The organism is Methylorubrum sp. POS3, assembly GCF_043352485.1.
Taxonomy (GTDB): domain Bacteria; phylum Pseudomonadota; class Alphaproteobacteria; order Rhizobiales; family Beijerinckiaceae; genus Methylobacterium; species Methylobacterium suomiense.
In genome coordinates, this window is record NZ_JAPRBT010000054.1 from 1 (window position 1) to 9083 (window position 9083).

Annotated in this window: 12 protein-coding genes; 9 read left to right on the forward strand and 3 right to left on the reverse strand. The window is 65.6% G+C overall.

Going from position 1 to position 9083, the window contains the following annotated elements:
* On the reverse strand, window positions 1-1507 hold a 1507-nt coding region (locus OWC43_RS24405), incomplete at its 3' end, for a calcium-binding protein (protein ID WP_393958890.1).
* An 833-nt stretch (window positions 1508-2340) separates the two neighbouring features.
* On the opposite strand from OWC43_RS24405, the gene OWC43_RS24410 reads away from it, so the two are divergent.
* The 5 genes from OWC43_RS24410 (at window position 2341) to OWC43_RS24430 (ending at window position 4588) form a co-directional block, all read left to right on the forward strand.
* Complete coding sequence (locus tag OWC43_RS24410) at window positions 2341-2658, forward strand: hypothetical protein (protein ID WP_393958891.1); 318 nt, start codon at window positions 2341-2343, stop codon at window positions 2656-2658.
* A complete protein-coding gene (locus tag OWC43_RS24415; RefSeq protein ID WP_393958892.1) occupies window positions 2655-2846 on the forward strand; it encodes a hypothetical protein in 192 nt (63 codons plus the stop codon). Before OWC43_RS24410 ends, OWC43_RS24415 begins: the two co-directional genes overlap by 4 nt.
* A 133-nt stretch (window positions 2847-2979) precedes the next feature.
* Complete coding sequence (locus tag OWC43_RS24420; protein ID WP_393958893.1) at window positions 2980-3933, forward strand: tyrosine-type recombinase/integrase; 954 nt, start codon at window positions 2980-2982, stop codon at window positions 3931-3933.
* A 17-nt stretch (window positions 3934-3950) separates the two neighbouring features.
* On the forward strand, window positions 3951-4169 hold the full coding sequence (locus OWC43_RS24425; protein ID WP_393958894.1) for a hypothetical protein: 219 nt from the start codon (window positions 3951-3953) through the stop codon (window positions 4167-4169).
* The gene (locus OWC43_RS24430) at window positions 4166-4588 is read left to right on the forward strand and encodes a hypothetical protein (protein WP_393958895.1); all 423 of its coding nucleotides are present in this window, start codon (window positions 4166-4168) and stop codon (window positions 4586-4588) included. Before OWC43_RS24425 ends, OWC43_RS24430 begins: the two co-directional genes overlap by 4 nt.
* A gap of 71 nt (window positions 4589-4659) precedes the next feature.
* Here the strand turns inward: OWC43_RS24430 and OWC43_RS24435 are convergent, their stop codons facing one another.
* Window positions 4660-4950, reverse strand: coding sequence for an addiction module antidote protein (locus OWC43_RS24435; RefSeq protein WP_393958896.1), 291 nt, complete (start codon window positions 4948-4950; stop codon window positions 4660-4662).
* Window positions 4951-4952: 2 nt separating this feature from the next.
* Window positions 4953-5243, reverse strand: a complete 291-nt coding sequence (locus OWC43_RS24440) for a type II toxin-antitoxin system RelE/ParE family toxin (RefSeq protein ID WP_393958897.1) — start codon at window positions 5241-5243, stop codon at window positions 4953-4955.
* Between the two features lie 382 nt (window positions 5244-5625).
* On the opposite strand from OWC43_RS24440, the gene OWC43_RS24445 reads away from it, so the two are divergent.
* The 4 genes from OWC43_RS24445 to OWC43_RS24460 form a co-directional block, all read left to right on the forward strand.
* Window positions 5626-6363, forward strand: a complete 738-nt coding sequence (locus OWC43_RS24445; protein ID WP_393958898.1) for a hypothetical protein — start codon at window positions 5626-5628, stop codon at window positions 6361-6363.
* Window positions 6251-8344 (forward strand): phage terminase large subunit family protein, encoded by a 2094-nt coding sequence (locus OWC43_RS24450; RefSeq protein ID WP_393958899.1) that lies wholly within the window; start codon window positions 6251-6253, stop codon window positions 8342-8344. Before OWC43_RS24445 ends, OWC43_RS24450 begins: the two co-directional genes overlap by 113 nt.
* Entirely contained in the window at window positions 8344-8598 is a 255-nt protein-coding gene (locus OWC43_RS24455; protein ID WP_393958900.1) for a phage head-tail joining protein, read from the forward strand. The genes OWC43_RS24450 and OWC43_RS24455 overlap by 1 nt, the downstream gene beginning before the upstream one ends.
* A gap of 1 nt (window position 8599) precedes the next feature.
* On the forward strand, window positions 8600-9083 hold a 484-nt coding region (locus OWC43_RS24460), incomplete at its 3' end, for a phage portal protein (protein ID WP_393958901.1).

Genomic DNA, 9083 nt, shown 5'->3' on the forward strand with positions numbered 1-9083 from the left:
CGTTGAGGACGTTGACCGTGCCGATCGCGTCGCCGCCGCCGGTCAGCGGGTCGTACTCGGCGTAGAGGACGTCCGCGTCGTTGCCGCCCGAGAGCGTGTCCGCGCCGGTACCGCCGTAGAGGTAGTCGGTCCCGTCGCCGCCGAGCAGCGTGTCGTTGTCGGCCCCGCCGTTGAGCTGGTCGCTGCCCGTCCCGCCATCGAGGCGATCGTTGCCCGTCCCGCCGTAGAGCTGGTCATCGCCGCCCAGGCCGGAGATCGTGTCCGCGCCGCCTACTCCGTAGATCGTCTCGCTGGTTGCCGTGCCCGTGAAGGTATCCGCGTTCTCAGTGAGACGGATGACGGGAAAATTATTGACGAAGTCACCGAAGGTGATGGTCGTCGCGCCGTCCGACGTTTTCGGGAGATGAATGAGAATATCCACCTCGCTGAATTGCCCGTCATCGTTGGCATCGACCCAGATCTCGTTCCGTGCTGCGCTGGCGTTGTAGCGCCAGAACACGTCGACGAAGCCATCCCCGGCCTTGGCCCCAACCTGTGAGCCAGAAGAGCCGTATCCAGTGAAGTTGAAGTCCAAGGCTTCGATATTGAAGGCCAGCGGCAGGTTGTTGTTGAAGCTCGGAAGGCTGATCAAATCACCGCCGGCCGTCCCGCGGCCTTCGAAATCCATTATGATATCGGCGGTGTTGGGTGCACTCTCGCTGCGGGGGATACCGAAGCCGAAGCTGTAGGTGTCGATGCCGGCGCCGCCCGTCAGTGTGTCCTGGCCGAGGCCTCCGGCGATGCTATCGTTGCCCGCGCCGCCGAGGATGATGTCATTCCCGTCCCCGCCACTTAGGCTGTCTGCCTGGCTACCGCCGGTGAGAGTATCGGCACCACCGCCGGTACGGATGACGAGCGAACTCGTGGTTACTTTAGAGCCGTCGAATATCGTGACGTCGCTCTGCGATTGAGCGGAGGCGTCGTAACTCAGCAGCCCGTTCGTCGCGCTGGCTGCGGTGTTGTTGTCGATCTGGAGCCTAATCTGGCTGCCAGCCCCGGCAGTGATGTTCTCGATCCCAGTGATGGTGCTCGAATCGAGCACAACGGTGCTCCCGTAGGTTCCAGACAGAGTAAGGGTATCGAGCCCAGCGCCGCCTGCGATCCGGTCGGCAGCGTTGAGCGATGATCCCACAACGATCAGATCGTCGCCGTCCCCAGCAGAGACCGTATCGCTGCCACCCTTCGTGATATCGAGGTAATCGTAGCCCGTACCGCCGCTTAGGGTCTCGCTTGCGCTGGTGTCGAACCGAACTAGGTCGCCGTTTTTAAAGATGAAATTGCTATTTTTGAGGGACGCGAAGCTGATATTAGCCAGCCGAACAGAGCTGCCACTTATCGAGACAATAATATCGGAGCCGCTTTGCTGAAAATTCAACCCACTTGCGCGGTCGTATTCAAAGCTCAAAATGTCTGAGGTGGAAAAGGCGATCGTAGTCCCGATGGAACTGCGAAAATCGTAGGTCGCCATGATCGGATTCCCCCAGGCATCATCGAGACTTTGCAGCCATTATTTATCTGGCTGCATGGTGATTATTGCGGTTGCGAGCTTAGTATGCTTTCGAGTTCGCAAATCGGCTCTTAGCGGATTGGTTACTGCCGCGCTAGGCAAAATTTTACGGATCTCAACAATAAGTACGCATCTTTACAACCGTAGCGATGCACTTATTGCCAGTTTATAATCAGTCATTGCGGTATGCGCTTTAAATCAATAGCGGCAGAATCAATTCCATGGGCCTTCAATGCATATTCACAGCAGATGTTAAGGCATCACAAGAAATTTATTTTCCATAAAATCAATATAAAGCTTCTGCTTTTAGCTTGGACGTATGGAAAAGCAATGAAAAACTGAATTCCAAGGTATCTCATCTTGCCCAGCAGTTTTTCCGCCACTTGGACTTTTCGGAACACGACGGTATCGGACTATCGCTCTGGCAGCGTCTCACCCCAGAACACCTCCTTGGAAGTGCTGCCAGCGCCTATGGCGCAGCTCGGTCGTGCTGATTCGTTTCACCCTGACCATTCGAACGCTACAATTCCCGGAACTGATCGTCCTGAGTATCGGCAACGGGTCGAAAGCTGCGGTCTAGAGAATACGAGCTCAGGATCGCAGCACGACGCTCCACAGCGCACGACTCAAACGCTGATTGAGGTCGGGCAACCTCTGCAATTGACGACTGCCCACTCGATCCGCTAACAGTTGCCGAGATGCAGAGATGCGCCCCGGACCGGAGACGGTCGCGGGGCGCTCTCGTTTTCGGTGCCTGAGCTTTACCCGCCGGGCCCATTCCCCCGGATCCTGCCATGACCGACCTCTCGGCCGTCGCCGACGAGCTGGACGCGCTCGTGCGCGACGGCCGACGCATCCGCATGGGCGATCGCAACTTCGAGAAACCGCATGCTGACCTTGATGAGCTAGTCACTCGCCTCGCCGTCGCTGCTCGTATGGTCCGCCTCTTTACCGGTGCTTCGGCAGTGCCGGTCGTGACGGGGCGTGAGCAGGTCCTGGTATCCGTGGCCCGTGTTGTACCTGGCCGCCACGTCGGGCAGCCCGCGACTCTGAGCCCACGCGCGGATCAGCGGCGCCCCCGTATCATCCCCGGATCGGGGGACGGGGCGTGATCCACGCCAACGCGGTTCGCTCCGTCACCATGCTTGGAGAGCGCAAGTACTCCCCTGCTTCCGACCTGCCGGGTAAACGCGTGGGTCTGGCCTCAGCGGACGCCGACAAGGCAGCCACGGCGATCTCCCGCGAGGCCGAACGGGTGCGCGTGATCCGGCTGCTCGTCGGCGGCGCGGACGAAGATTGATCCCCGTCAGGACCGCGGGCTTGAAACGACCGTGGATTTGCCGCCGACACAGTGTTCGACCCCGATGAGGGCGGGTGCATGAAAACTGCCCTTTTCGAGCATCCAAACGGGGGCTGCGCGGATGCACGAAAAGGTGCCGGCGCTGCTCACCGGCGGTGAACTTACTCTTCCGACGCTGCAGCGGCTCGACGAGGCCGCTGCGAGTCTTGCGGCGGCGTCACGGTCCGCCGGGACACAGCGGGTCTACGCGGGCGCCTGGCGCGATTTTACGGGGTTCTGCGACGAGCACGGTCTCGCGCCGTTGCCGGCTTCAGCGCTGACGGTGGTCCGCTACCTCACGCATCTGGCCAAGCTCGGCCGCTCGGTCGCGACGATCGACTTACGCATCGCGGCGATCGCCCTGGCCCACCGCATGGCCGGGCATGACAGCCCAACAGCGCGGGAGGACGTGCGCCAGGTGTTGGCCGGGATCCGCAACACCCACGGGCGGGCGCCAGCAAAGAAGAAGGCGCTTACCGCCGACCTACTTGTCGGAGTGTTGCGCAAGATCCGTGGCCGCGAGGTCGCCGAGGTCCGCGATCGGGCGATGATCCTGCTGTGCTTCGGCGCCGCGCTGAGACGTTCCGAGCTGGTCGCCCTCAACGTCGACGACGTCGAGCGCCACCGACGTGGACTGCTGGTGCGACTGCGCCGCTCGAAGACCGACCAGGAGGGCAGAGGCCAGACCGTCGCGGTGCCGGACGGCAAGCTCAAGGTGCCGGCGGCCCTCGACGCCTGGCTGAAGGCCTCGGGTCTCACTGATGGCGCGCTGTTTCGTGGCTGCGACCGCGGCCGGCTCTCGGCCGAGCGGCTGAGCGCGAGCCAGTTCGCCCGCATCCTGAAGGCGCGCTGCGCCGCCGCCGGGCTCGATCCGAGCCTGATCGGCGGGCACTCACCAAGGCGCGGCTTCGCCACCACCGCCGGCGACCTGGGGGCGGATCTGCGCCTCACCGCCCGGCAGATGCGCCACGCCAAGCTCGAGACGACCCTCGGCTACATCGAGGACGGCGAGCTGTTCCGTCACCACGCCGGCGACGGCTTCCTCTGACCATCCGGAATCTCCCGATGAAGCCAGCGACCGAGGTCGTCGGGCAGCTCGTGCGCGACGTGCTGGCCTATGACGAGGCGATGACGTTCGACGGCGCCAGCGCGCGCCGTCGCGAGTTCGAGCGACTCGCCGCTCAGGCTGCCCCGGGCTCGCTCGGGCAGGCTGTTGCGGGCGCCGTCGCCGAGGTCCTGGCGCGGGTGGTGCTGAGCCTCCAGGGGCAGCGACCCGCCCGATGAGCCGACGCATTCTCGATTGGCGCCAAGCGCTGTCGGACCTGCGGGCCGACCGGGCGCCGCGGCCGGACATCCGCGAGGAGCGGCTGGGGACGCAATCGACCGCCGCCGTGCGCCTGTCGTGCTGGCGTGGCCGATCCGGACGGCGCTACGTAGTCACCGTGCAGCCGCTGGACACGTCGCCGATCGCGCTGTCGAGCGCCACCGACCCGCGGCTGCTGGTGGCGCTCGCGGTTCGGCGGACGGCGGGCGTTGCCTCGATCGTCGCGGTGGACGGCATCAGTGTGATCGAGCACGCGCAGGCCGACGTGGTCCGTGAGGGCGCGACCGAGCTGCATCTCTACCGCCTTGCCGACACACCGGCGGAGCACTTCGCAGCTATCGAAGATCTCCGCGATGCCCCGCCCGCCGACTGTCGCTAGGTGAGCGCGGGGGCATAAGCTGATCTTGGCCTGGTCGAGCCTGTAGAAGAATAGAGAGCGCCGAATTGAGCTCACGCCCCCACCGGCTGGATACTTAACCGCAATCCCATCGCCTTCAGCACGCCCATTAGAGTGTCGAGTTGCGGATTGCCTTTCTCGGACAGCGTTCGGTAGAGCTGTTCCCGCGAGCGTCCGGTTTCCTGTGCGATCTCGGCCATTCCCTGCGCTCGTGCGACGACGCCGAGGGCATGAGCGAGCAAGGCCGGATCGTTGTCCTCTAGGACGGCATCGAGATACGCCGCGATATGCTCTGGCGTCTTCAGGTGCTCTGCGGTGTCGTAGGGGCGTGTTTCCAGGGCCATCGTCAGAGTTCCTTTGCCAATGCTTTTGCCTCGCGGATATCCCGATCCTGCGAGCCCTTGTCCCCGCCGCAGAGCAGAACGACGACCTCGACGCCTTGCTGGACGAAGTAGACTCGATAGCCAGGGCCGTAGTCGATCCGCATCTCGCTCACGCCTTCGCCGACCGGCTTCACATCACCGGGATTGCCGAGGGCGAGGCGATCTATCCGCTTGGTGATCCGCGCCACCGCATTCACGTCGCGCAGGCCGTCGATCCAGTTGGCGAAGCGGGTCGTGCGAAGGATCGTCGGCATGCCTCATTGTAGTCTTTTGACTACAGAAAGCAAGAGCTGTGATCGTCACCATGCTGCTGTTCATGGCCGGCGAGATCGACCAGTTTCGCGAGGAGTTGAGAGCGCGAGCGCAGTAGGCGGCATGACCGATACTGACCGCCGCTTCCTCCTCCGCATTGTCTGCGCCTCGATAGCTGGGCAAGCTCTCCGCCCTATTCGATAGTAACCCGTGCGCTCACTGAGCAAAAGCAGCAGTAAAAACGGTGAATTTATTTGGGACTGATCTGCCCTCGGACTGTCAGGGACCCTGCCGTTCCGGAACCTATACGGGTGGGCGAAGCGCCGAGCTTTCCCAGCGCCAGGGTTCGAAAACCCGGTAACAGGGTAACAGGTAACAGCGCCCATGGCCGACACGAGCAGGGCAAACTTCGTCAGCCAAGCAGAGTTCGCCCGCGCCCGCGGTGTCTCGCGCAAGACGGTAACTGGCTGGAAACAGAAGGGTTTACTCGTCCTCGATGACGAGGGGCGCATCGATGTTGAGGCGACGGAATGGAACCTCGACCAGCGCCCGGCAACGTATCGCGGTGGTGTTACCCATCGCCCTGTGCGCGGGCAGGACGGTAACAACGCCACTCACACCCAAGCCCGACCCAAGCCGGCCGCGCAGAGGCTGAAGTCGACACCTCTGCCCCGGCCGGCGTCGTCCACCCTGGCCGACCTCGACGGTGAGGATGGCGGCGACGGAACGGACTACGATCCGGACGATCCGCTTCTCGACCTCAAACGAGCGGTCGAGCGCAAGGAGAATTACCTCGGTCTGCAGCGCCGGCTCGACTACCTCACGAAGAAGAACCGACTGGTCGATCGCGCGGCGGCCGAGGCCGCCTTCTTCGACGAGGCCCGCGCCTTCCGCGACGCGTGGATCGCCTGGCCCGGCCGCATCGCGATCGAGATGGCGGAGCGGATCCTCATCGATCCCCAGACCGGCAAGGTCGATCCGCGGTCGCTAGCCACGGTCCTGACCGCCGATGTCCAAAGCCATCTCGCCGAACTCGGCGAGCCCGCCGAACTCGACCTTGGTCGACACGACGAGCCTGCGGGCGGCGTGGCGCCGGGGGGCGACGCCCCCGCCGAACCTTGACGTCGTCGAGTGGGCCGAGGCGTTCCGCAAGCTCAGCAAGGAGTCGTCGAACGGAGGCCGTTTCGTCACCGCCCGCGTCGAGGTCGCCCGCGGGCCGATGCTGTGGGCGACCGAGCCGGGGGTACGCAAGATCACGCTGATGGCGTGCACCCAGCTGCTGAAGACCACCGTTATCGAGAACATCCTCGGCCGGTTCATCCACCTCGACCCGTGCCCGATCCTGGCGGTACTGCCGAAGGACGACGCGGCCGAGACCTTCTCGAAGGACCGGTTCGCACCGATGGTGCGCGACACCAAGGTGTTGCGCGACCTGTTCGGCGAAGCCAAGGCCCGGGACGCCGGCGCGACCCTGACGCACAAGCAGTTTCCCGGTGGCCACCTGACCATGGTCGGGGCGAGCAGCCCGACCAACCTCGCGATGCGGCCGATCCGGCTGCTCGTCTGCGACGAGATCGACAAGTACCCGCCGTCCGCCGGCGGCGAGGGCCCGCCGATCGACCTCGCCGAGGAGCGGCAGGCCGAGTTCAAGGCCAACAGCCTCACCGTACTGGCCTGCTCGCCGACCATCGCGGGGCGCTCGGCGATCGAGGCGAGCTACGAGGAAAGCGACCAGCGCAAGGCGTTCGTTTGCTGCCCGCACTGTGCGACGTGGCAGTCGATGGAGTGGGAGGGGGTCCGCTTCGACAAGGATGCGGGCGGTAAGATCCAGCCCGCCAGCGCGCGCTACGAGTGTGTCGCCTGTGAGAAGCCCTGGACCGAGGCACAGCGCCTCGCTGCGCTGAAGCGGATCGAGTGGCGCCAGACCGCGCCGTTCACCTGCTGTGGCGAGAACCAGGTGCCGGAGCAATGGGCGCCGCTCAGGCACGGGGTCCGCCGGGCACTGTGTCGGTGCTGCGGCGCCGAGGCCGTGCCGAACGACCATGCCGGTGGCGTCGCCTCGAAGCTCTACGCGCCGAAGCAGACGATCCGCGAGACCGTGGCGAAGTACGCCCGCGCGCTGCGACGGGGGCCGGAGGCGTTGAAGACGTTCTTCAACACCCAACTCGCCCGGACCTGGAAGGAAGGCGCAGACGCGCCCGAATGGCAGGATGTCTACGCCCGGCGCGATCCAGCCTTCACGGCGCGGCGCGTCCCACTCCGGGCGCTGCTGCTGATCGGGGCGGCCGACGTGCAACGCGACCGGATCGAGGTGTCAGTCTGGGGCTTCGGGCGCAACCGCGAGCGCTGGCTGGTCGAGCACCGGGTGCTGCCCGGCGAGACCAACAGGCCCGAGGTCTGGACGGCGCTCGCCGCGATGTTCGATGAGACCTGGGAGCACGAGAGCGGCGCCGAGATCGCGGTCCGGGATTGGGGCGTCGACTCGAGCGGTTTCACCGCCGAGGTTTACGCCTTCGTCCGGTCGCAGCGGGGACGCGGCAACGTTCACGCCATCGATGGCCAGGACAGCTACGCGGGCGCCTATCTCGGCGTCGGTGCCAAGGATGCCAACGCGGCCGGCAAGAAGCTGCGCCGCGGTCTGAGGACGGTGAAGATCGGCGCTTCGTTCGGCAAGCAGGAGCTGATGGGCTGTCTCGCCCTGCAGCGTCCGCCAACCGGCGCCGATTTCCCCGCCGGCTTCGTCCACCTGCCCGGGGACGTGACCGAGGACCAGGTCAAACAGCTGACCGCGGAGGAGCTCGTCACCCATGTCAGCCGCGGCCGAACCCGGCGCGAGTGGGTGATCATCGGTGGCCGGCGCAACGAGGTGCTCGATTGTGCGGTCTATGCCCGCGGTCTGGCAGCGATGCGGGGCTGGGACCGCTGGCGGGAGACCCACTGGCGCAGCCTCGAGGCCGCCCTCGGCATCGAGCGGGCGACCGTCGCACCGGTGGCCGTGACCGAGGCCCCAGCCGTACCCGTGGTCGCGGGCTCACTCGTCGCCAGGACGATGAAACGCAAAATCCGACGCAGCGTGGCCCGCAAGGGGCCGGCGAGGTGGTGATGAGCGAGACGCCCGATCAGACCGCGACGCTGCTGCGCCGTCAGCTCGCTGCCCTCGATAAGGCGATGGCCAGCGGCGTTCTCACCGTCGAAGGGCCGGATACCGGCCGGGTGACCTACCGGAGCTACGGCGAGATGCGCGCAGCCCGCTCCGATCTGCTGCGCCGGATCCGCGAGACCGAGGCCACTGCCACCGGCGTGGCGCCGCGCCGACGGGCCCGGCGCATCGTTCTGATCGGCACCAGCGGGTTCTAGCGTGACGGCTGCCTTCCGCACCCGCGCCCGGATCAAGGGCACCGGCCTCTATGCCGACAGCCACGCCGGCTCAGCGCTCGGGGGCGAGGGCGGCGGCACGGTCGAGGCCTCGGCCTACGACGCGGCTGGCGGCACCGGACGGCGGTCGCGGTCCTGGCGCGTCGGATCATGGGGGCCGAATGCCGCGATCACCTACGCGCTCGATGAGCTGCGGCGGAAATCGCGCGATCAGGCGCGCAAGAACCCCTATGCCGGGGCGGCCATCGACCGGCTCGTCGACAACATCGTTGGCACCGGCATCGTCCCGCGCTCGATCGCGGCGCGCTCGGTCGACGGACTGAGCCTGGAAGACGCCAAGCGGATCAAGGCCGAGGACGCGGCGTTCCGAGACACGCTGCAGCGCCTGTTCCTGGCCTGGACCGACGAGGCGGACTCGGTCGGGGCGCACGACTTCTACGGCCTGCAGGCGATCGCGGTCACCGGCA

Bases quoted from the DNA above. Each gene is read 5' to 3' on its own strand.
- OWC43_RS24410 (WP_393958891.1), top strand. From the start codon at position 2,341: ATGACCGACCTCTCGGCCGTCGCCGACGAGCTGGACGCGCTCGTGCGC.
- OWC43_RS24425 (WP_393958894.1), top strand. From the start codon at position 3,951: ATGAAGCCAGCGACCGAGGTCGTCGGGCAGCTCGTGCGCGACGTGCTG.
- OWC43_RS24430 (WP_393958895.1), top strand. From the start codon at position 4,166: ATGAGCCGACGCATTCTCGATTGGCGCCAAGCGCTGTCGGACCTGCGG.
- OWC43_RS24435 (WP_393958896.1), bottom strand. From the start codon at position 4,950: ATGGCCCTGGAAACACGCCCCTACGACACCGCAGAGCACCTGAAGACG.
- OWC43_RS24440 (WP_393958897.1), bottom strand. From the start codon at position 5,243: ATGCCGACGATCCTTCGCACGACCCGCTTCGCCAACTGGATCGACGGC.
- OWC43_RS24445 (WP_393958898.1), top strand. From the start codon at position 5,626: ATGGCCGACACGAGCAGGGCAAACTTCGTCAGCCAAGCAGAGTTCGCC.
- OWC43_RS24450 (WP_393958899.1), top strand. From the start codon at position 6,251: ATGTCCAAAGCCATCTCGCCGAACTCGGCGAGCCCGCCGAACTCGACC.
- OWC43_RS24455 (WP_393958900.1), top strand. From the start codon at position 8,344: ATGAGCGAGACGCCCGATCAGACCGCGACGCTGCTGCGCCGTCAGCTC.